Source organism: Lactobacillus sp. WILCCON 0059 (genome assembly GCF_057197985.1).
Map to the genome: position 1 here is coordinate 1,160,336 of NZ_JBUBHN010000001.1, position 24,144 is coordinate 1,184,479.

Below are 24,144 nucleotides of genomic sequence, written 5' to 3' on the forward strand. Positions count from 1 at the left end.
TTTACGCTACTTTGTCTCCCGAAGATTTTTCCATTAGCTTTCAAAAAATGTTATAATTTTCTTTGAAAGCGCTATAGAAATGTGAAAAGGAGCAAACTTAAATGGAAAAAATCTTGTATCTCATGCGTCATGGGCAAACACTATTCAACCTTGAACACAAGATCCAGGGCTGGTGCGACTCACCATTAACTGAATTAGGGATCAGCCAGGCCAAGATCGCCAGCCGCTACTTTACAGACAACAATATCCAGCTGGACCACTGCTATTCAAGTACCAGTGAACGTGCTTGCGACACCTTGGAGTTAGTAACCGGCGGCAAGCTGCCTTATACCCGGCTCAAAGGGATCAAGGAATGGAATTTTGGCCGCTTTGAGGCGATGGATGACTTTTTGAACCCGCCGCTGCCTTACAACGACTTTTTCGTTAAGTACGGCGGAGAAAGCCAAGACGGGGTCAGTGAAAGAATAACTAGGACTTTGAGCGATGTCATGGAGCAAGAAGATCACCATTCGGTTTTAGCAGTATCTCACGGCGGTGCTCTGGCCTGCTTCTTACGCTACAACAAGCTTCCCATTGACCATCATATTGGCAACTGCACTATCCTCAAGCTGAAGTATGAAGATGGTCACTTTGCCTTGCTTGACTGGATTGATCCTAATTTCAGCGAACTCGAAAAGTAGTCACCCAGATGCAAAAATTTTCTTATTAAACATTTGGCATCCCTTTTCTTTGCTTTTTTAACAGTAATTGTTTTTGCGAGAAAAAGCCCTTTCTTGATATAATATAGACAAGAAAGAAATTTTGAACATAAATATCATATTTTGCGAAAGCAATAGAAAAGCAGAGGGACATCATGAAATACGAATTGAGCGGCGTGAATACTTGCCCATTAGCAACTGTAACCCTCGATAAGGGAGAAAGCATCAAAGTCGAAAACGGTGCCATGGTCTACATGAAAGATGTTACCATCGCCGGGAAGATGAACTCCAGCAAGAAAGGCTTGGGCGGCTTGCTCGGCGCGATTGGCCGGAGCTTGACCAGTGGTGAAAGCATGTTTATCACCCAGGCAACTGGTGATGAGGATGGCGGACAAATTGGGGTTGCACCAGCAATTCCTGGCAAGATTGCAAAGCTTTCCGTTGGCAAGCAGCAGTACTGCCTAAACACTGGGGCATTTTTAGCAAGTGATGACAGCGTCAGCTACAAGATGCAAAAACAAAATTTTAGCAAGGCTGCCTTTGGGGGAACCGGTGGTTTCTTCGTAATGCAGACTGAAGGCGAAGGCGACATGTTGGTTAACGCCTTTGGTGACCTGGTAGAACTGACCGTGACCAGCGATAAGCCGATCTCGATTGACAATGAACATGTCGTTGCCTGGGATGCAAACCTTGACTACGACATTAAAGTAGCCTCGGGGATGTTTGGCTTTACCTCAGGTGAAGGCCTGGTCAACCACTTTACCGGGGATGGCAAGGTTATCATCCAAACTCGTAACTTGCATTCACTAGCAGAAGCCTTGCAACCTTTTATTGTTGACAAGGAAAGTAACGATTAAAGAAAACGGGATCGGCGTAGCTGATCCCGTTTCTTGCTCACTAAAGGAAATGATTTTTTCACAAAACTATAAAATTGTTTTAAGCGCTGGCTTATGATAAATTACTAGTAAAGATATTACTCAAAATGGAGGATCCCCAAAAAATGTTCAATCAAGTCGAAATCATGCTCTACGTGAGTGACCCGGAAAAATGTGCTAAGTTTTGGACTGACCAAGTTGGCTTTGCTTTAAAGGAAGAAGGCGAAGGCCCGGACCAAAGCAAGACCTACCTGCTGGCAGCCAGCGACAATGCAGATGCCAGCCTGCGCTTGTTTGACCGGGAAGTAATTGCCAAGTACTCACCAGAACTTGACCTGGCTACTCCATCACTGCTTTTCAGCTGCGAAGACGTGAAGGAAACTCGCCAAAAGTTGCTAGATAAGGGTGTCACTGTTGGTGATGTCGTTGATATGGGCAGTGCTGAAACTTGCAACTTCGCGGACCCAGAAGGCCATTACTTTGCCTTTAAGAGCGTGAAAGCATAAATGATTATTTTTCATAAGCAAAAGACCGTCACGATTGTGACGGTCTTGTTGTTTCCTCTATTCATTATTGGCAAACTTACCAGCTTCAACATCACTGATGAACTTATATAATGAAGAAAAGAATGCCTTAGGATTATCAATGTGGTGGCAGTGACCGCCATCTGGCGTCACAACCATCCGTGAGTTTTTCAAAGTCTTGTGCATCCGGCGGACAGCGTCAAGGGGCATGGTGTCAAATTCACCAACCGTTAGGAGGGTAGGGAGGGTAATCTGCCCCAAGCGGTCTCTGAAATCCCACTCAGTTAACTTACCGACCATCATGAATTCATTATTGCCTTGGAAGTAATTGTATACTTGTGTATTCGTCGTGCTAACAACGTGCCGGCTTCCATTTTCCGGGTGACGGATCAAGTAAACGGAGTAAAGCTTGGCAACCAGTTCCTGGTACATGGCATCGTCAAAATTTTCATCTGCTTCGCATTCCCGCATGTATTCCACTTGAGCCGGGCTGAACATTTCATCTCTTTCTCGGTTGATGTTCTCCGTGTACTCATCCAAATTATCAATCATCGATTCAATAATAACGGCCTTGAGGTGCTCTCCATACTTGACCGCGTATTCCTGGGCCAGTAGACCGCCCCAGGAGTGCCCTAACAGGTAGAAGTCTTCCAAACCGAGCTTCTGGCGGACTTCCTCAAGTTCATCAACAAAGTAGTCAATGTATAAATACTTACGGTTTTCCTCTTTGGAAAAATCTGGTTGATCTGACCAGTACGAACCTAATTGATCGTAAGAATAAACCTCAACGCCTTTGCCAGCTAAGCCATTCTTGAAATTGTCAAAGTCTTCATGGTTGTCACCAGGTCCGCCGTGTACACAGAGTAACTTGACCGGCCCTTCGTTGACCTTGCGGGTAAAAAGGTGATAGCCATTGTCTAAAGTAACGATTCTCGTTTGATCCATGATTTTCTCCTTCAGTCAAAAATTCACTTGTTACTTGAAATATGCTCTCGTGTAGTCAACCATGCCAACCTTGTGCCACAGCACACCCTTTAAGTTGGAGTTTACCAGGTGGTCTTCAACCATCGTGTAAAGCGGAAGAACAGGGTAATCTTGATTCATTTGCTCTTGTGCCTTTAACAGGTGGCTGAAGTAGACTGATCTGGTCGCGGCATTCTTTCTAGCTTGGCTAAGCTCATTGTTGTAAGCGGCACTAGCGTATTTACCGTAATTGTGGCTGTTGGTCTTTTCCAAAGTCTGCAGTTCGCTGTATGGGTCAGCGTAGTCGTTGAGCCACAGGGAAAGGTAGAGATCATACTTGCCATTGGCAACCAAATTGTAGGCTGACTTGGATGGCAGATTCTTGACAGTAACTTTAAGTCCTGGCAGCTTGCTTTCCAGCTGCGACTGCAGGAATTCACTGACATTCTTGTCGGTAGTCGTGTCACTTGCCACCAGGGTCAATTCAACCTTTGACTTGCCCAGTTGCTTTAAGCCAGCTTGCCAGAGCTTTTTAGCCTTGGCAACATTGTAAGTTTCTTTTGGCTGAGCAGCTGCAGCGAAGTCTTTACCACTGGCTGGATCCTTGGCGGCGTTTGGTGCTGAGAAGGTGTAGGAAGGTTTTGAACCATCGGCCAAAACCTTTTTGGACAGTTGAGTACGGTTAACAGCCAGGTAAAGGGCTTGCCGGAGTTGTTTGTTGGCAAGAGTAGCACCTTTAGCCATATTCAGATTTACGAAGTTGTTGCCCGACCGGTAGAGATGGTACAGGTTCTTGTTATTTTGCAGGCCTTGTGCCGTCGTACCGGAAACTACAGCGTCATCTAAGCTTCCTTGCTGGAAGAGCTGGTGGGCAGTGTTTGAGTCTTTGACGACTTGGTAATTCAGCTTTTGCAGCTTGACCGCGTTTTTAGCGTAGTAGTATGGGTTCTTGACGGCAGTCCACTTTTCGCTGGTGTTGGTCCACTTGGTGACCTTGAAGGCCCCGTCAAAAGCAGTATATTTAGCAGCCGTACCATATTTGGCACCGTATTTTTTAACCAGGCGGGTGTTTTGCGGGTAAAAGGCAGGCATAACCATCTTGTCGATGAAGGTCGGTTCTGGATTCTCAAGCTGCACGACCAGCTTATACTTGCCAACCGCTTTGACGCCTAGACTGTTGACTTCCTTTTTGCCTTGAGAGATCTGGTCAGCATTCTTAATATTGCTGAAGATGTAGTTATAGCCAGACATTGCTTTGGGAGAAACGCCTTTTCGCCAGGCAGTCACAAAGTCTTGCGCGGTTACAGTGTCACCATTTGACCATTTGGCATTGTGCCTCAGATTGAAAGTATAGGTCTTACCGTCACTGGACTTATGATAGCTAGTGGCAACCGCGGGAAATGGCTGGTCATTTTTATCTGAACGGTAAAGGCCAGCCATAGTTTGCACCAAAGTGTCCCATTGAGGGATTGAGGCAGTCACAGAGGTATCGAGGGAGCTGACTACATCAGTCTCCATCAAGTTCAGACTTGTTTTGGTGTTGGATGCTTGGGAATTGTTATTGCCGCAGGCAGCCAGCGTGCAAGCTGACATGCCAAGTAGTGCAACTGTTGCCATTTTTCTAACTTTCATTTGTGTTCCTCTTTTCATTTTTCAGGGAAAAGAAAAGCGCCCCACTGGATCAAATCGATCCAATAGGGCGCTATTAGCGCGGTACCACCTATTTTCGCCGTTAGGCCTTCACGCACAGATAATGCGCTGCCGCTTTAAGGGGCGGACCCCGAAACCACTAATATCGCAGTTTCCGCTCAAAGGTGATTTTCGCACTTGGTCTGACCGCTTCTTCACACCAACCAGAAGCTCTCTGCAGGTCTCGCCAAAACTACTTTTCCTTTTCAAAGCAATGTTGTTTTGATTTCATGTCTAATATCTTAATCCTAAATCTGAGAAAGTCAACAGTAAATGACAAAAAAGTTAACCTAAAGTTATAAGTGCTAGAAAGAATTTTAACGCTTTGTTAAACTAAAAATATGAATTACGAGGAGGAAAAACAATCATGAACTACCAAGACATCAACGCTGAAACGATTGACCGCTGGGTCAAGGAAGGCTGGGAGTGGGGCAAGGCGATTGACCACGAGACCTTTCAAGCCGCTAAAGAAGGAAAGTGGGAGATTAAGTTAACTCCGGTTAAATATGTCCCGCACAGCTGGTTTGGTGACTTACAAGGCAAAAAGGTTCTTGGCTTAGCCAGCGGGGGTGGCCAGCAGATGCCAATCTTGACTGCCTTGGGGGCAGAATGCACAGTCCTGGACTATTCTGACCAGCAGCTGTAAAGCGAGCGCCTGGTTGCAAAGCGCGAAGGCTACGAAATCGACATTGTCAAAGCCGACATGACCCAGCCTTTGCCTTTTGCTGACGAAAGCTTTGACATGATCATCCAGCCAGTTGCCAACTGCTACGTTGAAGAAGTCAAGCCGATCTGGAAAGAATGCCACCGGGTCTTGAAAAAGGGCGGAGTCCTCTTGGTTGGCCTGGATAACGGGATCAACTACCTTTTTGATAGCGATGAAGAGAAGTATGTCGTCAACTCCTTGCCTTTTAATCCGCTGAAAAATCCTGACCAGATGCGGCAGCTGGAAAAAGATGATTCTGGCGTCCAATTCTCTCATACCTTGGATGAACAGATCGGCGGCCAGCTGGAAGCAGGCTTTACTTTGACCAATCACTATGAAGATACCAATGGCGAAGGCCGCCTGCACAAATTGAATATCCCGACTTTCATCGCGACCAGAAGCGTGAAATAGCAAAAGCCACCAAGTTTGACCTTGGTGGCTTTTTCCTGTATCCAAAGTGATTTGCTTTTTTCTTATTCCTCGCCATGTTCAAACTGTGACTGGTAAAGGTCAGCGTAAAAGCCCTTCTTTGCCATCAAGCTGTCATGGTTGCCAACTTCAACGATATCCCCGTCCTTCAAAACGATGATGCTGTCTGCATCCCTGATCGTTGACAAACGGTGGGCAATAACAAAGGCCGTCCGTCCCTTCATCAGCCGGTCCATCCCTTGCTGGATCAAGAGTTCCGTCCGCGTGTCAACTGAAGACGTAGCTTCGTCTAGAATCAAGATCTTTGGATTCTTGACGAAAGCCCGGGCAATCGTCAGCAGTTGCTTTTGCCCGGCAGAGATATTGCTGGACTCTTCGTTGATCATGCTGTCATAGCCCTCTGGCATCTGCTCGATAAAGTGGTCGGCATGGGCATCAATTGCTGCCTGCCGCAATTCTTCATCACTGGCATTGAGATTCCCGTAGCGGAGGTTTTCCTTGATCGTGCCGTTGAAGAGCCAAGTATCCTGCAGGACCATCCCAAACATGGACCGGAGGTCAGACCGCTTCATCTTGCTGATATCCTGGCCGCCAATCATGATCTTGCCGCTGTTTAACTCGTAAAAGCGCATCAAGAGTTTGACCAGGGTGGTCTTACCGGCCCCAGTAGGCCCGACGATAGCAATCTTTTGCCCGGCAGAAACATCCAGGCTGAAGTCCTTGATGATGATCTTGTCTGGATTGTAGCCAAAGCGGACATGGTCAAAAGTCACATCGCTTGGCAGCATAGCTACTTCCGCAGATGAAATTTCGACCTCTTCTTCCGGCATTTCTTCAGCTTCCAGGAAGTCAAAGACACGTTCACTGGCCGCTGCCGTTGACTGCAGCATGTTCATGATCTGAGCCATCTGGGAAATCGGCTGGGTAAAGCTCTTGACGTATTGGATAAAGGCTTGAATGTCACCAATCGTAACCACGCTGTTTACTGCTAAAAAGCCACCCACGATACAGATTGCTACGTAGCCGATATTGCCGATCAAGTTGGAAATCGGCATCATCAAGGAGCCGAAGAACTGGGACTTCCAGCCGGAAGTGTAAAGCTCGTCATTGTACTTTTTAAAAGTTGCCACCGAGGCAGCTTCACCGTTAAAGGCCTGGACGATCTGGTGGGCCCCGTACATTTCTTCAATGTGACCATCCGCGTCACCCAGAGACTTTTGCTGGCCGATATAGTACTTTTGTGACCGGCTCATGACAATACCAAGTATGCCGAAAGTCACTGGCAATATCGCTAAAGCAATCAAGGTCAGCTGCCAGGAGATCGAAAACATCATGACCAAAACGCCAACCACTGTTACGGTTGAAGTAATGATCTGGGCCATGGATTGGTTGAGCGACTGGGCGATCGTGTCCACGTCGTTGGTAATCCGGGACAAGATATCACCACTGGGATGCTTGTCAAAAAAGCTGAGCGGCAGACGGTCAATTTTTTCCGCGATATCTTTTCTCAAGGAATAGGCAACCTTCTGAGAAATGCCCGAAGTAATCCAGCTTTGCACGTAGTTAAACAGCATGGACAGGAGATAAAGGCCCAAGAGCAGCAGAAGGATTTTGTTGATGTAGATAAAATCGATTCCGCCGGTATTCTGGATTTTGGCGCTGATCCCAGTAATCAGTTTGTCAGTTGCCTTTGATAAAATTTTCGGCCCAATAATGGAGAAGATGGTCGAAGCGATCGCGAAGATCACTACCACCAGTAAAGACCAGTAATATGGCTTAAGGTAGCGGAATAATCTGGCAAAAGTGCCGGAAAAGTCTTTTGCTTTTTCATTGCCTCTTGCGTTGCCATGGTTATGCATCAGCTAATTCCTCCTTTGAAAGCTGTGAGTAGGCAATTTCCCGGTAGACCTGGCAATTCTTGAGCAGGTCCTGGTGCGTGCCCTTGCCGACAATCTTGCCTTCATCCAAAACGATGATCTGGTCGGCATCCATGATTGACGCGATCCGCTGGCCAACCAAAAGAACCGTCTTCTTTTCCTTGGCAGCCATCTTAGTCAGTTCCCGGCGGACCTTGGCGTCAGTCTTAAAGTCCAGGGCACTGAAGGAATCGTCAAAGACTAAGATCTCCGGATCCTTGGCCAAAGCACGGGCGATTGCCAACCGCTGTCTTTGGCCACCGGAAATGTTGCTGCCGCCTTGGGCGATTGGGGCGTCCACTTTGCCTGGCAGGCGGTCAACAAATTCTTCTGACTGCGATACCCGCAAAGCTTCTTCTAAATGCGAATCATCCTTTGCCCCATATAAGACATTTGACTTAACGGTCCCGGTCAAAAGCTGCCCTTTTTGCGGCACTAAACCGATCCGCTTCCGCAGGTCTTGCAGGTTATAATCCTTAACGTCTGTTCCGTCAACCATGACTTTACCGTCAGTTGCATCATAAAAGCGGGGGATCAAGTTAATTAAGCAGGACTTGCCAGACCCGGTTGATCCGATAAAGGCGGTCGTCTTGCCAGCTGGAGCAGTGAAGCTGATATGCTCCAAGGCAGCTTCCTGGCTGCCTGGGTAAGTGAAGGTTACATCGTCAAAAACAACACCCGTATTTTCCTTGCCTAACTTGCATTCAGCTGGAGATTCAATTTCAGGTTCGGTTTCCAAGACTTCCGCCACCCGGCCGGCTGAGATGCTGGCCCGGGGGATGAAGATGGCAATCATGGCGACCATCAAGAAGGCCATGATGATCATCATCGCGTATTGCACGAAGGCCATCATTTCGCCAATTTGCATCTTGCCCAAGTCGATCTGCTTGGCGCCGGCATAAACGATTACCAGAGTAACTGCATTCATAATGAACATCATGATCGGCATCAAGGCTGACATGACCCGGTTGGTAAAGAGGTTGACCTTGGTCAAATTACGGTTTGACTCATCAAAGCGGTCTTCACTGACTTTTTCATTGCCAAAGGCCCGGATGACCAGCATCCCGGTCAAGTTTTCCCGCATGGACAAATTCAATTTGTCGATCAGCTTTTGGACAATCTTGAACTTCGGCATAGCCAGGCCCATGGTAATCATGAGGATGACTAAAATCAGCAAAACGACTAAACCGATGATCCAAGTCATCGATGGGGAGGAATCCAAAGCATGCAGGAGGGCCCCGATGCCTAAGATCGGCGCGTAAGCCACCATCCGGATCATCAAAACAATGACCTGCTGGATCTGAGTAATGTCATTGGTTGACCGGGTGATCAAGGAAGCAGTCGAGAAACGGTCCATTTCCGTATTGGAAAAAGATTCGACTTTTTCAAAAAGGGCCAGCCGCAGATCCCGGGCAACGCCGGCCCCGACTCTGGAAGCTAAAAGTCCAGCCAGAATAGTCACAACAGAACCTAGCAGGGCAATGCCCAACATCTTCAGACCTGCATTTTTAATGTAGCTGGTCTGCAGCTTGCTGGTTGAAGCACCAAGGCGCTTGTATTCCAGCTTGACCGCCCGGCCGCCGGCCATGTTCATGGTGCTGGTCCCCATCTTCTTCATCTGCTTGTCGATAGAGTCAAAAATCTTCTGCTTTTGTTTTGCACTCATCTGCTTGAAGAAGTAGGCCAAGTCCTTTTTCCGGTAAGCAGCTTCCATTTCGGCGATCTGCTTTTTAGCCTGGTCCAGCTGCTTCTTCATTTTTACGGCTTGCGGACTGGTCGGGGCAACTTTAGCTATTTGCTGATAAGCTTTTTCACCCTTGGCGTATTGGTCTTTGGCAGTCTTGATGCCCTTGGAGATATTCTTAAGGAACTTCTTGCTGGTTGATGAATTCTTATTGCCCGTGAGGGTGTAGTAGAGGATCATCCCCCGCAGCATGGCCTTATTCAGCTTGTCTCTGTCGGCATTTTTCTTTAAGACATAGAGATTTTTGCCTTTGGGAAAAGTCTGTTTCAAGTCACTTGAGACGTCAGCTGCTTTAACATAGCGGTAGCTGGCCTTGATCGTCTGCTGGTGACTTTTACTTGAATAAGTCAGTAGCTGCCGGTAGGTCTGAGGCGACAAAACATCAGCAACGCTGTCTTTAAAGCCGCCGGCCTGGATCCCGTTGGTGACGATATCACTCATATAGTCCGGCAGAGCTAGTTCCGTCTGGGCCTGCCCGAAGATAAAAGCGATTGCCAATAAAATCGGAAGCAGGTAGGGTAATAGGTATTTTCTAAGCTTGATCATCCTCGTCCTCCTTGACCATTGCTTCCAGATTGTGGCTGATCATGTCAAAAAATCTCATGATCTGGTCGAAATCCTGGTCATCCACTCCCTGGAAGATCTTTGCGTTACACTTGTGCATTTTGGCAATGACCTCATCAAGTTCCTGGTTGGCCTTGTAGGTCAATTCCAGCCGGTACTTGCGCCTGTCTTTTGGGTCAGTCACCCGGATCAGGTAGCCGTCTCTTTCCAGCCGCTTGATCCGGCCGGACAGGCTGGCCTGGGTAATGTGAAAAAGCCGGGCAAGTTCTGTCTGATTGAACTTGGTGGTCTTGATCGCGTAGAGCAGGCCGCCTGATTCTCTGGTCAGCTGCATGTCCTTAAACTCAGCATGGTAGACCTTGTGCAAAAGCATGGTCATATAACCCTGCTTTCTGATGATTTTCAAAATGCTTTGTTGTTGGGAATTCTCTGAAGAATCCAATTCAATGACACCTCACAATTCATTACTTAGGTGATTAACTGTTAGAAACCTAATTATTAGCACATTAAGCATTATACTTAACGTGCTAAGCAATTACAAGCGGAAATCAAGTAAATTTTGCAAAGAAAAAACGCCAGCAAATGCTGACGCTTAAAACTATTGAGTATTAAGGAATACAGTTTCTACAACTTGGTAATGTCGACCAAGGAGATCTTGTTGTCGTGCTTGGCTTCCAGGGCGTGGATCAAGGCCCGAGCCGTGTCAAGGGAAGTGTAGATCGGCACGCCGGCTTCTACGGCAAAGCGGCGGATCAAGAAGCCGTCCTTCAAGTTGTTGTTTCTGGTTGGGATGTCGATGACCAGGTCGACCGTTTCTGTCAGGATCAAGTCAAAAATGGTGTTCTCCTTGTCGTTGATCCGGTTGACCAGGTGGGCAGGGATGCCGTGTCCTTGCAGGAAGTCGTAAGTACCCTGGGTCGCGTAAAGGTCGTAGCCGAAGTCATGGTATTCCTTGGCGATTGGCAAAAATTCTTCCTTAGCTGAATCCTTGACCGTGCAGATGACCTTCTTGTGCTTAGGCAGGTCCAGGCCAGTACCCATAAAGGCCTTGTACATGGCTTCTTCAACGTCTTCAGAAATCCCCAGAACTTCACCAGTTGACTTCATTTCCGGTCCCAGGGCAATTTCCGCCCCAGTAATCTTTTCAAAGGAGAAGACTGGCATCTTGACGGCAACCGTCTTCTTTTCCGGAGCAAGGCCGTAGTCATAGCCTTGCTCCTTGATGGACTTGCCAATGATGACGTTAGTTGCCACGTCGACCAGAGGAATCCCGGTTACCTTGGAGATGTAAGGGATAGTTCTGGAGGAGCGGGGGTTGACTTCAATCACGTAGACTTCGTTTTCGTAAACGATAAACTGGATGTTCATCAAACCCTTGACTTTTAAGGCCTTGGCCAGGCGCTTGGAGTATTCAACGATCCGGTCTTTCATCTCCTGAGAGATTTTTTGCGGCGGGTAGATGGAGATAGAGTCACCAGAGTGGACACCAGCTCTTTCTACGTGTTCCATGATCCCAGGGATCAAGATGCCTTCGTCATCGCAGATGGCGTCGACTTCACATTCCTTGCCGGCCAGGTACTTGTCGATCAAGATCGGGTGGTCTTCAATGTTGAATTGACTCGTAATGTGGTCGATAAACCGCTTGAGGTCGCCGTCATTTAAGGCAATTTCCATCCCGGCCCCGCCTAAAACGTAGGAAGGACGGACCAAAACCGGGTAGCCCAAGTCGTTTGCGGCCTTTAAGGCTTCTTCAGCCGTAAAGACGGTTTGCCCCTTTGGCCGGTCGATCTGGCACTTTTCCAAAATCTCGTCGAATCTTTCCCGGTCTTCAGCCGCGTCAACGCTGTCGGCAGAGGTCCCCAGGATCGGCACGCCCATCTTCATCAAGTCCTGGGAGAGCTTGATGGCTGTCTGTCCGCCGAATTGGACGATTGCACCGTCTGGCTGTTCAAGTTCAATGATGCTCTGCACGTCTTCCGCCGTTAAAGGTTCAAAGTAGAGGCGGTCGGCGATGTCAAAGTCAGTGGAGACGGTTTCCGGGTTGTTGTTGACGATAATAGTTTCGTAGCCGGCTTCCTTTAAGGCCCATACGCTGTGCACGCAGCAGTAGTCAAATTCAATCCCTTGGCCGATTCTGATTGGGCCGGAGCCGAAGACGATCACTTTTTTCTTGGATTGGTCTGGCTGGATTTCATGTTCACCGCCATAGACGCTGTAGAAGTATGGAGTTTCGGCGTCAAATTCAGCCGCGCAGGTGTCGACAGTCTTGAAGGCAGCCGTAATCTTCAAGCCCTTTCTGAGGTAGTAGACTTCATCAGCCGTCTTGCCGGAAAGCTTGGCAATAACCCGGTCTGGGAATTCGCAACGCTTGGCCAGTTTCAAAAGGTCAAGAGTCAGTTCTTCAGCCTTCAGCCGGTCTTCAATTTCAACCAGGTGTTTGATTTTGTCAATGAACCAGACGTCGATCTTGGTAATGGCGTGGATTTCCTGGATGGAGACGCCTTTTCTCAAGGCTTCGGCGATTCTGAAGGCCCGCTTGTCGTCAATCTTGCGGAGGTCTTTCCGGAGTTCATCGGCTGACAGCTGGGCAATTTCTTCATTATAAAGGTAGTAGCTGTCTTGTTCCAAAGACCGGAGAGCTTTCATGAAGGCACCTTCGAAGTTGTTGCAGATAGCCATGACTTCCCCGGTTGCTTTCATTTGGGTGCCCAGTTTGCGGGAGGCGTCGTAGAATTTGTCAAAAGGCCACTTAGGAATCTTGCAGACAATGTAGTCAAGGGTTGGTTCGTAAGAAGCATAGGTCTTACCAGTCACGGCATTGACGATTTCGTCTAGGGTGTAACCTAAAGCAATCTTAGTGGCGAGTTTGGCGATTGGGTAGCCGGTAGCTTTTGAAGCCAGGGCAGAAGATCGGGAAACCCGCGGGTTGACTTCAATGACGCAATATTCGAAAGAATCTGGGTTAAGGGCAAACTGGACATTGCAGCCGCCCTTGATGTTCAAGGCAGAGATGATGTTGAGGGCAGAAGACCGGAGCATCTGGTAGTCCTTGTCTGACAAGGTTTGAGATGGCGCGACCACGATACTGTCACCGGTGTGGACGCCAACCGGGTCCATGTTTTCCATGTTGCAGACGGTGATACAGTTGCCAGCACCGTCGCGCATGACTTCGTACTCAACTTCCTTCCAGCCGGCGATTGATTGCTCAATCAAACATTCAGTAACTCTGGAAAGGCGGAGGCCGTTAGAACAGATTTCATGCAGTTCTTGTTCGTTGTGGGCGATCCCGCCGCCAGTACCGCCTAAGGTGTAGGCCGGGCGGACAACTACCGGATAGCCGATTTCCTTAGCAAAAGCGATGGCGTCTTCAACGTAGTTGACAACGACTGACTTGGCAACTGGTTCACCGATTTTTTCCATCAAGTTCTTGAATTCCAGCCGGTCTTCAGCCATCTTGATCGTGTCGGTGTCCGTACCGATCGTCTTGACATGGTGCTTTTCCAAAAAGCCTTCGTCAGCTAAGGCCATGGCAATGTTCAAGGCGTTTTGCCCGCCCATCGTTGGCAGAAGGGCGTCTGGCTTTTCCTTTTCGATCAATTGCTTAACGACCGGGACAGTCAAAGGTTCGATGTAGACGTGGTCAGCCATGTCGCCGTCAGTCATGATCGTGGCTGGGTTGGAGTTGATTAGGACAACTTCGATGCCTTCTTCTCTAAGAGCCCGGCAGGCCTGGGTGCCGGCATAGTCGAATTCTGCGGCTTGGCCGATGATGATCGGGCCTGAACCAATCACTAAAACTTTTTTGATATCGTCACGCTTAGGCATTCTTGTGTTCTCCCATCATTTCAATAAAGCTGTCAAAGAGGTATTCCGTGTCGTGCGGGCCGCCGCAGGCTTCCGGGTGGAACTGGACGGACTTGATGTTTTCGTTTAAGTATTCCAGGCCTTCGATGGTCTTGTCGTTGACGTTTCTGAACCAAACCTTGGCTTGCTCAGGGTCGATTGTGTCTTCCTTGATCACATAGTTGTGGTTTTGCGAGGAAATGTAGACACGGCCAGTAGTCAGATCCTTTACTGGGTGGTTGCTGCCGTGGTGGCCGTAGACCATTTTTTCCGTTGCAAAACCGTGGGCTAAGGCTAAAAGCTGGTGGCCAAGGCAGATGGCGAAGATCGGGATACCGGAAGAAGCAAGAATCTTCAGCTGGTCAATGATTTCCGTGCATTCGCTTGGGTCGCCAGGGCCGTTTGACAGCATGATTCCGTCGAAGTTGTGGTCTAAGACATATTGGGCAGGGGTGTCAGCTGGCAGGACAGTGACATGGCAGCCTCTTTTGGCTAGTTCTCTAGCGATATTGCGCTTGGCACCGAAGTCGTAGAGGGCAACTTCGTAGTCACCTTGACCGACATGGTAGGGTTCAAGGCAACTGCATTTTTCAACGACACCGTGGATCTTGAAAGCCTTGATCTGGTCGATCACTTCGCTGACTTCATAATCTTTAGTGGTGATCATGCCGTTCATGCAGCCTTCTTTGCGCAGGATCCGGGTAATGGCCCGGGTGTCGACGCCTTGAATGCCGGGGATGTTGTTTTCAATCATGTAGTCGTTTAAGCTCATGTTCATCCGGAAATTGGAACCCAGGCGGGAAAGCTCGCTTACTACAAAGGCTTCTACAAAGGGGTGGGCAGATTCCTGGTCATCCAGGGGAACGCCATAGTTGCCGATCAAGGGATAGGTCATGACTACGCTTTGGCCAGCGTATGACGGGTCAGTCAAGACTTCTACATAACCAGTCATCGCCGTGTTGAAGACGAATTCGCTGATGACATCATGGACCGCGCCGAAGCTTTCGCCTTCAAAAACGTGTCCATCTTCCAGTATTAAACGCGCTTTCATTGATTGTTTGACTCCTATAAAAAAAGACATATCAACGAGTGACATGTCTTAAGTGATGAAATATTAATAAATTGAAAAAATGGAAAAGAAACAGCGAATGAAGCTGGGCAGATATCGGGATTAACGTTAATAAATGCGGTCATTTTTGCTGCTTCCTTTCTGTTTTTTCAATAGTATAAAGGATAGATGCAAGGCTTGCAAGTAGTTTTCTTGATTTTCATTAAGAAAGGCGTATATTTTGTATGCATTTAGTTGGTAATCGTTGATGTGACAGTGAAAAAACAATTTTTGCCTGGATAATCACGAATATTCGCCTTTCAATTATTGAAATGATATTTAAATTAAAAAGCGCTTTTTCCTATGCTATACTTTTGACTGAGGTGAAACACATGCCAGGAATCGGAACTGTAATCAACGTCACCGCCATCATCTGCGGTGGTTTGCTGGGCTTGAACTTCGGCCATCTGCTAAAGGCCCGGGTGCAGGAAACACTAATGGTCGCCTGCGGTCTGGGGACCATGTTTTTAGGGATCGCAGGGGCGATAGAAAAAATGCTGCAGGTCAAAAACGGTCAGCTGACCAGTGGTTCCAGCTTGATGATGATTTTGTCTCTAGCAATCGGAGGCTTGGTGGGGGAATTACTCAACATTGAGGCCTACTTTGAATCCTTTGGTCACTTCCTCAAGCATAAGACCGGCAATAGCAAGGACCCGGCCTTTACCACGGCTTTTGTTGATGCATCCCTGGTCGTATGCATCGGCGCTATGGCTATCGTTGGCTCCATCAATGACGGTATCTATCATAAGCCAGACACCTTGATCGCGAAATCCATTCTTGACTTTGTCATTGTCATGGTGATGACCAGCGCTGAAGGAAAGGGCTGCATTTTTTCCTTTGTGTCAGTCGGCCTGCTGCAAGGGAGCTTGACCCTGCTGGCTCACTATATCAAGCCAGTTATGACTACCGCTGCCTTGGCTAACATTTCTTTAGTCGGTTCAGTCTTGATTTTCTGCGTTGGAGTCAACTTGCTATGGGACAAGCAGGTACGCGTTGCCAACTTTTTGCCAGCCTTAGTCGTCGCTTGGATTTTTGCTTTTATTCCTGTAATTGGCTGATGATCAGATTCAAATACTGTAAAGCATTGAACAAGAAAAAGCCGGCTTATTCGCCGGCTTTTTCTTCTGCTTCCAAACGCTGCAGTTCTTTTAAGATCAGGATTGTCGATCCTAATACGCAGAGGAGTCTGGTGCCCAGTTGGGAACTCCAGAAAGAATTCGTTCCTAAAGGTGCAAGCAGCAGCCAGTTGACCGCCAGCTTGAGGCCCAGTTCTCCGAGATTGCAGTAGAGGTATTCCTTCATTAAAAACATGCTTCTGAGCAGGCCTTCGTTCAAGAATTTGAAAACAGAAAGCAATTGAATGCCAACGAAAGCCAACAGGTAGACCTTGAAGAAGCCATAAGCTGCCTGGTTCTGCGCCGGATCAAAGAAGAGCCCGGCCAGCTCGCGGCTGGCCAGAACCATCAAAACGGAGCTGATTAGCCAGTAGATCAAGGAAATCTTGCTGCAATAGCGGTAGACAGCTCTGACAGCTGAGTACTTTTTGCCTGCTAAAAGCTGGGCAGTCATTAGGGTCAATGTCTGGGCAAAACCAACCAGGACGATGGTCGCCAAGTTCATGACTTTGACGATGGCTACATAGCCCAGGATAGCTTCCTGGCCGAAGGGGTTGACCCAGGCCTGGACCAGGGTGGCGCCAAAAGTTACCGCAAACTGCTGGACGATCGTCGGCAGGGCAATGTGCATGATCAGCTTGATCTTATCAAAAGAGAGGTCCGGCTTAAGAGAGATCGGTTCTTTTTCCTGCTGGTCCATCTTGGCCAACAGCCAAAGAGTCACCAGCATCATCATCCCTTGCGCCAGAACCGTTCCGAGAGCTGAACCCAAAACACCCAGGTGCAGGACCAGAATGAACAGCAGGTTCAAGAGCAGGTTCAAGCCGCTGGAGGCAGCCAGCAGGTAGAAGGAGATTTTTGCCCGCTCATTGGAAATGAGGATGGCCCGGCCAACATCGTAAATATAAATGATCGGCAGGGCAAAAAGGTAAACCCGGCCATACAGAAGGGCATCCCCCATCATGTTTTCCGGCAGTGAGATCGCCTTGTAGAGGGCCGGCAGGGAAATCCAGGCAATCACCACCAGAATCAAGCCGCTGATCGCGCTAAGAAAAAGCGTGTCGCGGGCCATCGCTGCCTTTTCCTTGTACTTGCCCGCGCCTAAAAGGCGGGAAACCGTGACGTCAACCGACATCTCAAAGCCACCCGAAACCACCAGAAACAGCATGATCACGCTGGCAGCGTTGCCGACGGCACCGAGCTGTCTGGCCCCAAGATAGCGGCCAATGATTGCCATGTCAATCACGCTGTAGAGCTGCTGGACGACCAGTTCACAGATCATCGGCAGACTGAAGCTCCAGACTTTTCTTCTTAATTCACTTGTCATCTCTGTACCTGCTTTCAAATTGCTTACCTTTAGGGTAAACTATGCCCTAAGGGCATAGTCAAGGCTGGAACCTGTTTTTTGAAAGGAAAATTCGATGGACGAAAATTTGATCAAGACTGGCGATTTCGCCAAAATGTGCGCTGTCAGCAAGAAGGCGCTCTATTTGTATGAAGCCAAGGGGCTTTTGCTGCCGGCATTAGTCAAAGACAACGGCTACCGCTACTACCGGTTGGAGCAGGTGGACCAGGTAGCGACCATCCGCCTGCTGGAAAAACTGGGCAGCAGCCTGGATGAAGTTGGCCGCTTTTTTGCCTTGACCAAACTGCAGGACCGCCGCAGCTACCTGCTCAAACAGCAGGATGCGGTTGAAGACGCATTGAATCAGCTAAGCCGGATCAAAAGCAGCTTACTCTTTTTTGACAAGCGAATAGATGATTTTGAAAAATTAGGCTGCCAGAATCTGACCATTGAAAGCTGCCCGACGGAGTATCTTGAGGTAAGTCCGTTTAGGCGGGGCGTCTCGCTGAATCCGATCAACTTTGGTCCCCGCTACGGGGTGATGACTGATGATTTTGCCCAGGCAACGATCAGCCGCTTTTTCAAAGTGGTCAGTGCAGGGGAAGGCAATTTTGTCAAAGCAGCAGGCAAATATGCTTATTTTTACCAGGAACTGGAGAATGAACAAGTGGCGGCCAACGGACCACGCGCGCTGGAATTTATGCAAAAACAAGCAAGGGTGCTGCCGCCTTTTTATCAAGAAGATTTCAGCAGTTCAGTCCTGGGTCATGGCGGATCTGTGATCATCAAGTATTCTGCTAAGCTGGATCTGTGAGCAAATAAGCGGCAACTCTACAGTTTTTTCGCGTGAAGGGATGCTGCTTTTGAATTTGCACTCACTTTTGATCAAAAAAGCGCTTCTAAACGAGCGTAAATGCGATTGAAAAGATAATCTATCGTTTTTTCGCTCCAATTGCTATAATTAGGGGGAGGTGAGAACCATGAGTGAGACCAAGGATTTATTATCCCGCTTGATACTCAAAGGCAAGAATCAGACTTTTGATAGCCTGCAAGCCCAGGAGCAAAATTTAACTTTCTCTAGCTTGGAAACTGCTTTAAAGGATAAGCTTGGCATAGAGGCGCTGAATCAAGATATTCTGATAACTTTGGATTTGCTTCGCAAGGGTAGCGGATACACCAACGCTGGGGCACTTTTGGCTGATCACAATCATTTTCGTGGTATCAATTTGGTTCGTTTTGGAGCAAATCTTAATATCATGCTGGATCGAAAAGATTATGAAGGTATTTCTGTTTTAGATCAATATAATCTCTCCATTAACATGTATCGACAGTATTACCAATACGAAGAAATCAAGGGCTTTAACAGAGAACTGGTAACAGAGATACCTGAGGAGGCTTTCAGAGAAGCAGTTGCTAACGCATTGGTACATCGGACTTGGAATGTGAACTCTCAAATCAAAATTTCAATGTTTGACAACAGAATTGAAATTGTTTCACCCGGTGGTTTGCCAAGTGGCTTGAGCAAAGAGGAGTATCTCTCAGGGAAAATTTCAATACTGCGCAACCCGATTTTGGCGAATGTGTTTTACCGTTTAGGCTTAATTGAACAATTTGGTACGGGAATCCGCAGAATTATCAGTAGTTATCAAGGAAGCGTTATTCAACCTCAATTTAAAATCTTTGAGAACTCAATCGTGATAATTTTGCCGCTTTTACAATCAGTACCAGTCAATCTTTCTAAAGATGAAGGTAAAATTTATCAAGCAGTTCAATCTGGAAACGAAACTACCAGCAAGATAAATGAAGAGGTCAGCTTTGGTCGAACCAAAACCTTAAAGTTGATTAACTCTTTGGTAAAGAAGGGGTACCTTCTCAAAGTCGGGGAAGGCAGAGGCACAAAATATCAGTTATCGAAGTAGAAAAAATAATGGCAAAAATGCAGCATCCTTGATCGATTCCTTCGAGAAGGGGATGCTGCTTTTTTGTATTCGATCAAGGATGGGCAATAACAGAGTGATTTCGTAAGAAATTCCTGTAACATCGCGGATGTCAAAGGATTTTGACAAAGAAAAAGACGGAGATGTCAAAGAAATTTGATGTGACCCCCAAAATTGGGACAATTTAGTATTACGCCGTTAAGGTTGTTAAAACATGATTCCGATATTCAATCGGGGTCATGTTTTTTCGTCCTGTCTTGATTCTTACGTTGTTGTAGTAATCGATGTATTTGTGAATAGCTTGTTCAAGCTCATTTAAGTCCTTGTATTTATGTTCTTGGCCGTAGAACATCTCCCGCTTAAGAATGCCGAAGAAGCCCTCCATTAAGCCGTCATCAAGAGAATTACCCAACCTGGACATGCTCTGATCGATCCCTCTGTTAGCCAGAGCCGCTTGATATGCTTGGTGCTGATATTGCCAGCCACGGTCTGAGTGGAAAATAAGCCCGTTAAGAGCCGGGTGCTTCTCAAATGCGTCATCTAGCATAGTCATCACTTGCTTAAGGTCTGGGTGCCTAGAAATGTTGTAGGAGATGATTTCTTGGGTACAACCATCGATAATTGGAGAAAGGTAGAGCTTTTGATCTTTAAGATGGAATTCAGTCACGTCGGTAAACCAATGTCTGTCCGGAATAATTGCGTAAAAATTGCGCTTGATTAAGTCTGGCTTGATCTTGCCTTGAACGCCGTAATAGCTGCTGTATTTACGTTTCTTGCGGATTGCGATGGCGAATAAGCCCATCTTTTGCATGAGCCTCTGCACCTTCTTATGGTTGATCTCATAGCCTTCCCGGCGAAGCTGTCCGTAAATTCGCCGGTACCCATAGCGTCGGCTGTGTTCAAGAAAGATCTCTTTGATTCTATCCATCAGCTTCTGGTTACCAGAATCCTTATCAGGCTTATGGATTTGGTAGTAGTAGTTACTTCTTGAGATATGAGGCAATCCAGGGTTGGCATTGATAACGTCGATAATGTACTTAACGCTAAGCCGCAATTCTTGCCTTAATTCAGTGATTGCACGAGCTAATTTTTCTTTTCTTGGCTCTTCCGTTCTTGAATTAAGGCCTCCAATTTTTTTATGTATGCAAGCTCGACTGTAAGCCTCTTTACCTGCTCTTCCAGCTCTTTGATCCGTTGTTTGTCCTTGCTTTTGGGCATTCTTGGGTGGTCTACCTTTCTTCTTGGTAATGACAGTATACCCGTTTTCTTTGAAAGAGCGAAGCCAATTTGCAAGAATTCCTGTATTTGTAAGCCCTAAGTCTAAGGAAACCTGCCTAAGAGCTTCACCACCTAGCAGAACTCTATCAATGGCAGCAAGCTTGAAATCAGCAGTATATTTCTGTTGTGGGCGATCCAAAATGTCTTCGCCATGCTTTTGGATCAAGTCTACCAAATATTGGATTCCTCCGCGCTCCATCCCATATTTTCGGCTGAGGTAGGTGCCTCTTCTATGATCGTCTACCCATTCGTGGTAAATAGCGAGTTTGATTTCTTTAGTGTATTTAGTCATGAAAATAACCCCCGAAATTAGTGTCCTAATTTCGGGGGTCATATCAATTAGCTGGACCTTTTGCAAAAAATACGGCTTAATTAAGACAGAAAGGAGCAGAAAAATGAATACAGGAGAAAGATTGAAAAGAGCTCGCAAGCAAGCGGGATTAACGCAAGAAGCCGCGGCTGACAAGTTGCAGGTTTCTCGTCAGACCTTGTCCAACTGGGAAAATAATCGTACTTATCCTGATCTGGTCAGTTTACTGGCCATCAGCGATCTCTACCAGATCAGTCTAGATGCCTTGCTAAAAGGTGACCAGGACCTGGTCCAGCACATGGAAGACAAAATGGACACCGTAAAACAAGGTAAGCAACTGACAGCGGCTTTACTGGTCAACTTATTGTTGCTGGTCATTGGCGCGGTGGTTTTACGTTACGCGGCAAGTCAAGCTGCCTATATAATTCTGTTTGTTTCCTTGGTCGCCAGCGTGTCCTTTTTGCTGATGCAGATTGTTAAAAGAATCTAGGAGGGATAATCATGAATCTGTTAATCTTAATTGGCCTGGCAGTCACTTTTGTCGGTATTTTTTATACTTGGTACCAAATCTATTCTTTAATGCGCCTTGATGCGGAGATGCGCGGAATTCCGCATCCCAAAGGAACCGCCTTGTTTCTCAGCAGCGGTCAAAGAGGGGAAGGACTCCTGGCCTACTTGATCTACCGGAAAAAATATCCTTTGACTTCGCTCACTCCCAAAGACCGGGCAAAAAGCGACCAGCTAAAAAAACAAGCCTGCCTTGGAATAGTCTTCATGGCCGTTGGCGCATGTATCGCGATTATTGGCTTGAGCATCAGCTAGAATTATCTAATCCGGAATTTCGGCAGATTGTTAAAAAGCGGCAAGCTAAAAATTGCCGCTTTTTGCATTTTGATTCTGAGTTGCGATAAACGGTCAAGTCTCCAGGGAGGAAAAGTTTGGGCGCAAATGAGAGCTTTTCTCAGCATTTTACGCGCAAAAACAGTTTTTTACCGAATGCGTAGAAATAGGCATTTTTACGCATTCAAATCTTAATTGGCTAGGACGGATTTTTGGACAATTTTGCCACTTCAATGCACCTTTATGATAGAATAAATACATAAAGACGCATTCAAAGAGGGGAGGATTTTAACAGCAAAATGGGCCGCAAAGTCAAGAAAACAGAAAGCAGCCGAAACATTCGGCCGCTGAAGACAGCAAAAGAAATCAACGCCATGAAACGGGCGCTCCAGTTCGGAACCGGGACTGTCACCGGGCAAAACAGAAATGGCTTGCGGAATGCCATGATTTTTGTCTTTGGGATCAACACGGGGCTCCGGATTTCCGATATCGTCAAGGCCAAGGTCTCAGATATCGAGGACGGAGAATGGTACAACCTGGTTGAAACCAAAACCCACAAGAACCGACATGCATACATTGGCAATATCAGCCAGGATTTGGCCAACTACATCGCGCAAATGCAGCTAAAGCCAGATGACTGGCTTTTCCCTTCCAGAAAAGGGGAGGGGCATATTGAAGGCAAGTCTTTTTACAAGGACTTGAAGCGGGCAGCCCGGCAGTGTGAGATTGATCCGAATACTGTCGGCACACACACCCTGCGCAAAACTTTTGGCTATCACTATATCAAGAGCGCGACCACCCCGGCTGGCGATCCGGACCCCCGGGCCTTGTACAAGCTGCAGAAGATGCTGAACCACAGCAGCCCGACGACGACTTTGCGCTACATCGGTCTGGAGGACGAGAGCATGGAAGAAGATTTAAAGACTTTCCGATTAGGATAAAAGATAGCATTTTTGAACTTGCAATTATTTGCGCTTAAATGTGCAACTGATCACTTCTAGCTTTTTAAGCGCAGCAGAATCGCCCTCTCAGCACTGATAAAAAGTCAGTAATTATATATACATAACAATAATTATGTAAACTTAAAATCAACTAAAACAAAATCCTTCGAGTTTTTTCGAAGGATTTTTCTTTTACAAATTTAAAAACGGCTCTGCAGAATTTTGGCAAAGTCTTCGACATAGTAGCCGGAATTGTCTTTTCGCCAAAAAGCGCAGTAGTTCTTTCTGATGGGATCGCCGTTTCGGACCAGGGGGATCCTGGCAATCGTACCATCACTTTGCGGCTGGCTGCCAATCACGTCAACCGGAAGGTAACCCTGGCCAGTGATGACTTTCATTCTTGCTTCTTGAAGCGAGTCGGCAAAAAGGAAGTCCCCCTTGATGCCGACGACCTCCCCGTAGTATCTTTCTTCTTCTTGGCGGCCGGCGGAGTTGATCACCAGAATGCAGGCGGTATTTTTCAGCTCAGAAATCTCCAGCTGATCCAGCCGGCTCAGAGGGTTGCGGCTGGAAATCTCAGCGTACATCCGGCTTTCAGCCAGGACTTCATTGTTGTAGGCATCAGAAAAAGCACGCCGCTGGTCATTCAAGGCCAAATCGATGTCGTTTTTCTCCATGGCTTCATATAACTCATCGTGGCTCCTGGAAATGACGCTGACTTCCACGGTTGGGTATTTTTGCGAGAATTCCGCAACCGCTTCGGCCAGTTCATTGCCATTGTATCCCTTGTAATAGCCGATGCGCAGCGCAGCATGATCATGATCCGCGATCCTTTTGGTTTCCCGTTTCATCTGCTCAACATCGCTCATGATGATCAGGCTTTTCCGGTAAAAATGCTCTCCGGCCGGCGTCAGGGAAAAAGTACGGTTGTGCCGGTCCAGCAGTTTCACGTCAAGTTCTTCCTCAAGCTTCTTAATCTGCTGGGAAATAGCCGATTGCGAGACATGGCAGCGTTCGGCTGCTTGGTAAAAGCTGCCGGTTTCCACCACAGCCTGCAGGTATTCGATCTGTCTAAAAAGCATTTGACGGCCTCCTTCTCTGCCTATATGATACTTCGATTACTGTGCCTTATCAATATGAACAGTATAAAGAATTGATTGATTAGCTGGACTTGCCTATACTAATAATAAATCTAGAGCAAACAAGCTTTTTACCAGAAGGAGAAGGTGACAGATTCTAGAGAAAACAGGCATCCATTGCAAATCCAAACTACAAATATCGCGCAAATCTACCAACAACTTTTATATTAATATTTTTAG

19 protein-coding genes, 1 pseudogene and 1 other annotated feature are annotated in these 24,144 nt (G+C 47.2%); of the genes and pseudogenes, 10 read left to right on the forward strand and 10 right to left on the reverse strand.

Translation table 11 applies throughout. The features are described from left to right. Window positions 1-101: 101 nt before the first annotated feature. The 3 genes from ACYVUT_RS05540 (at window position 102) to ACYVUT_RS05550 (ending at window position 2,079) form a co-directional block, all read left to right on the forward strand. Window positions 102-680, forward strand: coding sequence for a histidine phosphatase family protein (locus ACYVUT_RS05540; RefSeq protein WP_484501625.1), 579 nt, complete (start codon window positions 102-104; stop codon window positions 678-680). A gap of 173 nt (window positions 681-853) precedes the next feature. Beyond that, a complete protein-coding gene (locus tag ACYVUT_RS05545) occupies window positions 854-1,555 on the forward strand; it encodes a TIGR00266 family protein (protein ID WP_484501626.1) in 702 nt (233 codons plus the stop codon). 143 nt (window positions 1,556-1,698) lie between these two features. Further along, entirely contained in the window at window positions 1,699-2,079 is a 381-nt protein-coding gene (locus ACYVUT_RS05550) for a VOC family protein (RefSeq protein WP_484501627.1), read from the forward strand. Between the two features lie 57 nt (window positions 2,080-2,136). Here ACYVUT_RS05550 and ACYVUT_RS05555 read toward each other — a convergent pair whose 3' ends face one another. Both ACYVUT_RS05555 and ACYVUT_RS05560 read right to left on the reverse strand, forming a co-directional pair. Beyond that, window positions 2,137-3,042: a proline-specific peptidase family protein gene (locus ACYVUT_RS05555; protein ID WP_484501628.1), complete on the reverse strand. Its 906-nt coding sequence runs from the start codon at window positions 3,040-3,042 to the stop codon at window positions 2,137-2,139. A gap of 30 nt (window positions 3,043-3,072) precedes the next feature. Further along, a complete protein-coding gene (locus ACYVUT_RS05560) occupies window positions 3,073-4,692 on the reverse strand; it encodes a peptide ABC transporter substrate-binding protein (RefSeq protein ID WP_484501629.1) in 1,620 nt (539 codons plus the stop codon). A gap of 60 nt (window positions 4,693-4,752) precedes the next feature. Next, window positions 4,753-4,968 (reverse strand) — a binding site (T-box leader). A 148-nt stretch (window positions 4,969-5,116) separates the two neighbouring features. Here ACYVUT_RS05560 and ACYVUT_RS05565 point away from each other — a divergent pair. Then, window positions 5,117-5,866 (forward strand): annotated as a pseudogene (locus ACYVUT_RS05565) (class I SAM-dependent methyltransferase). 62 nt (window positions 5,867-5,928) lie between these two features. On the opposite strand, the gene ACYVUT_RS05570 reads toward ACYVUT_RS05565, so the two are convergent. From ACYVUT_RS05570 to ACYVUT_RS05590, 5 genes are all read right to left on the reverse strand, one after another. Then, entirely contained in the window at window positions 5,929-7,743 is a 1,815-nt protein-coding gene (locus ACYVUT_RS05570) for an ABC transporter ATP-binding protein (protein ID WP_484501630.1), read from the reverse strand. Next, window positions 7,736-10,090: an ABC transporter transmembrane domain-containing protein gene (locus tag ACYVUT_RS05575; RefSeq protein WP_484501631.1), complete on the reverse strand. Its 2,355-nt coding sequence runs from the start codon at window positions 10,088-10,090 to the stop codon at window positions 7,736-7,738. The genes ACYVUT_RS05570 and ACYVUT_RS05575 overlap by 8 nt, the downstream gene beginning before the upstream one ends. Beyond that, the gene (locus tag ACYVUT_RS05580) at window positions 10,077-10,487 is read right to left on the reverse strand and encodes a MarR family winged helix-turn-helix transcriptional regulator (protein ID WP_484501632.1); all 411 of its coding nucleotides are present in this window, start codon (window positions 10,485-10,487) and stop codon (window positions 10,077-10,079) included. The genes ACYVUT_RS05575 and ACYVUT_RS05580 overlap by 14 nt, the downstream gene beginning before the upstream one ends. Before the next feature lie 245 nt (window positions 10,488-10,732). Next, window positions 10,733-13,933 carry a carbamoyl-phosphate synthase large subunit gene (carB, locus tag ACYVUT_RS05585; RefSeq protein WP_484501633.1) on the reverse strand — a complete coding sequence of 1,067 codons (3,201 nt, stop codon included), beginning with the start codon at window positions 13,931-13,933 and terminating at the stop codon, window positions 10,733-10,735. Further along, window positions 13,926-15,002, reverse strand: coding sequence for a carbamoyl phosphate synthase small subunit (locus ACYVUT_RS05590; RefSeq protein WP_484501634.1), 1,077 nt, complete (start codon window positions 15,000-15,002; stop codon window positions 13,926-13,928). The genes carB and ACYVUT_RS05590 overlap by 8 nt, the downstream gene beginning before the upstream one ends. 389 nt (window positions 15,003-15,391) lie before the next feature. Here ACYVUT_RS05590 and ACYVUT_RS05595 point away from each other — a divergent pair, with 389 nt between their 5' ends. After that, entirely contained in the window at window positions 15,392-16,117 is a 726-nt protein-coding gene (locus tag ACYVUT_RS05595) for a DUF554 domain-containing protein (RefSeq protein ID WP_484500241.1), read from the forward strand. Window positions 16,118-16,163: 46 nt separating this feature from the next. Here the strand turns inward: ACYVUT_RS05595 and ACYVUT_RS05600 are convergent, their stop codons facing one another. Continuing rightward, complete coding sequence (locus ACYVUT_RS05600; protein ID WP_484500242.1) at window positions 16,164-17,501, reverse strand: MATE family efflux transporter; 1,338 nt, start codon at window positions 17,499-17,501, stop codon at window positions 16,164-16,166. A gap of 94 nt (window positions 17,502-17,595) precedes the next feature. Between ACYVUT_RS05600 and ACYVUT_RS05605 the strand changes: the two genes are divergently transcribed. Both ACYVUT_RS05605 and ACYVUT_RS05610 read left to right on the forward strand, forming a co-directional pair. Further along, window positions 17,596-18,333: a MerR family transcriptional regulator gene (locus tag ACYVUT_RS05605; RefSeq protein ID WP_484500243.1), complete on the forward strand. Its 738-nt coding sequence runs from the start codon at window positions 17,596-17,598 to the stop codon at window positions 18,331-18,333. 166 nt (window positions 18,334-18,499) lie between these two features. Beyond that, a complete protein-coding gene (locus tag ACYVUT_RS05610) occupies window positions 18,500-19,438 on the forward strand; it encodes an ATP-binding protein (RefSeq protein WP_484500245.1) in 939 nt (312 codons plus the stop codon). A 208-nt stretch (window positions 19,439-19,646) separates the two neighbouring features. Here ACYVUT_RS05610 and ACYVUT_RS05615 read toward each other — a convergent pair whose 3' ends face one another. Further along, window positions 19,647-21,026 (reverse strand): IS3 family transposase, encoded by a 1,380-nt coding sequence (locus ACYVUT_RS05615; RefSeq protein ID WP_484499678.1) that lies wholly within the window; start codon window positions 21,024-21,026, stop codon window positions 19,647-19,649. A 103-nt stretch (window positions 21,027-21,129) separates the two neighbouring features. On the opposite strand from ACYVUT_RS05615, the gene ACYVUT_RS05620 reads away from it, so the two are divergent. The 3 genes from ACYVUT_RS05620 to ACYVUT_RS05630 all read left to right on the forward strand — a co-directional run bounded on the left by ACYVUT_RS05620 (window position 21,130) and on the right by ACYVUT_RS05630 (window position 22,825). Further along, window positions 21,130-21,534 carry a helix-turn-helix transcriptional regulator gene (locus ACYVUT_RS05620; protein ID WP_484500246.1) on the forward strand — a complete coding sequence of 135 codons (405 nt, stop codon included), beginning with the start codon at window positions 21,130-21,132 and terminating at the stop codon, window positions 21,532-21,534. A gap of 11 nt (window positions 21,535-21,545) precedes the next feature. Continuing rightward, window positions 21,546-21,866 (forward strand): hypothetical protein, encoded by a 321-nt coding sequence (locus tag ACYVUT_RS05625; protein ID WP_484500248.1) that lies wholly within the window; start codon window positions 21,546-21,548, stop codon window positions 21,864-21,866. 317 nt (window positions 21,867-22,183) lie between these two features. Then, window positions 22,184-22,825, forward strand: coding sequence for a tyrosine-type recombinase/integrase (locus ACYVUT_RS05630; protein WP_484499154.1), 642 nt, complete (start codon window positions 22,184-22,186; stop codon window positions 22,823-22,825). Between the two features lie 200 nt (window positions 22,826-23,025). Here ACYVUT_RS05630 and ACYVUT_RS05635 read toward each other — a convergent pair whose 3' ends face one another. Beyond that, window positions 23,026-23,907: a LysR family transcriptional regulator gene (locus ACYVUT_RS05635; protein WP_484501635.1), complete on the reverse strand. Its 882-nt coding sequence runs from the start codon at window positions 23,905-23,907 to the stop codon at window positions 23,026-23,028. Window positions 23,908-24,144 lie beyond the last annotated feature (237 nt).

Coding starts and splice junctions, on each gene's coding strand:
- ACYVUT_RS05540 (WP_484501625.1), top strand. CDS start 102: ATGGAAAAAATCTTGTATCTCATGCGTCATGGGCAAACACTATTCAAC.
- ACYVUT_RS05545 (WP_484501626.1), top strand. CDS start 854: ATGAAATACGAATTGAGCGGCGTGAATACTTGCCCATTAGCAACTGTA.
- ACYVUT_RS05550 (WP_484501627.1), top strand. CDS start 1,699: ATGTTCAATCAAGTCGAAATCATGCTCTACGTGAGTGACCCGGAAAAA.
- ACYVUT_RS05555 (WP_484501628.1), bottom strand. CDS start 3,042: ATGGATCAAACGAGAATCGTTACTTTAGACAATGGCTATCACCTTTTT.
- ACYVUT_RS05560 (WP_484501629.1), bottom strand. CDS start 4,692: ATGAAAGTTAGAAAAATGGCAACAGTTGCACTACTTGGCATGTCAGCT.
- ACYVUT_RS05570 (WP_484501630.1), bottom strand. CDS start 7,743: ATGCATAACCATGGCAACGCAAGAGGCAATGAAAAAGCAAAAGACTTT.
- ACYVUT_RS05575 (WP_484501631.1), bottom strand. CDS start 10,090: ATGATCAAGCTTAGAAAATACCTATTACCCTACCTGCTTCCGATTTTA.
- ACYVUT_RS05580 (WP_484501632.1), bottom strand. CDS start 10,487: ATGACCATGCTTTTGCACAAGGTCTACCATGCTGAGTTTAAGGACATG.
- carB (WP_484501633.1), bottom strand. CDS start 13,933: ATGCCTAAGCGTGACGATATCAAAAAAGTTTTAGTGATTGGTTCAGGC.
- ACYVUT_RS05590 (WP_484501634.1), bottom strand. CDS start 15,002: ATGAAAGCGCGTTTAATACTGGAAGATGGACACGTTTTTGAAGGCGAA.
- ACYVUT_RS05595 (WP_484500241.1), top strand. CDS start 15,392: ATGCCAGGAATCGGAACTGTAATCAACGTCACCGCCATCATCTGCGGT.
- ACYVUT_RS05600 (WP_484500242.1), bottom strand. CDS start 17,501: ATGACAAGTGAATTAAGAAGAAAAGTCTGGAGCTTCAGTCTGCCGATG.
- ACYVUT_RS05605 (WP_484500243.1), top strand. CDS start 17,596: ATGGACGAAAATTTGATCAAGACTGGCGATTTCGCCAAAATGTGCGCT.
- ACYVUT_RS05610 (WP_484500245.1), top strand. CDS start 18,500: ATGAGTGAGACCAAGGATTTATTATCCCGCTTGATACTCAAAGGCAAG.
- ACYVUT_RS05615 (WP_484499678.1), bottom strand. CDS start 21,026: ATGACTAAATACACTAAAGAAATCAAACTCGCTATTTACCACGAATGG.
- ACYVUT_RS05620 (WP_484500246.1), top strand. CDS start 21,130: ATGAATACAGGAGAAAGATTGAAAAGAGCTCGCAAGCAAGCGGGATTA.
- ACYVUT_RS05625 (WP_484500248.1), top strand. CDS start 21,546: ATGAATCTGTTAATCTTAATTGGCCTGGCAGTCACTTTTGTCGGTATT.
- ACYVUT_RS05630 (WP_484499154.1), top strand. CDS start 22,184: ATGGGCCGCAAAGTCAAGAAAACAGAAAGCAGCCGAAACATTCGGCCG.
- ACYVUT_RS05635 (WP_484501635.1), bottom strand. CDS start 23,907: ATGCTTTTTAGACAGATCGAATACCTGCAGGCTGTGGTGGAAACCGGC.